Annotated in this window: 1 pseudogene; it reads right to left on the bottom strand. The window is 49.6% G+C overall.

The annotated features are described in order from the left end of the window. Nucleotides 1-110: 110 nt before the first annotated feature. A pseudogene (locus KVT28_RS28020) lies at nt 111-236 on the bottom strand (hypothetical protein); the annotation flags it as partial.

The raw sequence follows: 236 nt of genomic DNA, 5'->3' as shown, positions 1-236 counted from the left end.
CTGTCTCCAACCTATGCGACTGAACAACCAAGCGTTTAGACTTTGTCACTCACTCGCTTTGAATCTGGTTTCTGAATTGTGCAAACAACCAGGACAACGGGCGTAAGATTCTAGATGAATTTTTCGCCCGTTACAAGCAGCAATTTGTTTGCTGATGCACTCAGACCAGCCTGGTGAACGGCAACGGCGGCGCCCATGGTGGTAGAGGTGCTGACTTTCTTGATGTACCCGCCCTT

Source organism: Pantoea sp. GbtcB22, from assembly GCF_019091025.1.
GTDB lineage: Bacteria > Pseudomonadota > Gammaproteobacteria > Enterobacterales > Enterobacteriaceae > Pantoea > Pantoea leporis.
The sequence above is the reverse complement of the archived record's forward strand: the minus strand, read 5'-3'. Positions and strand labels throughout refer to the sequence as shown.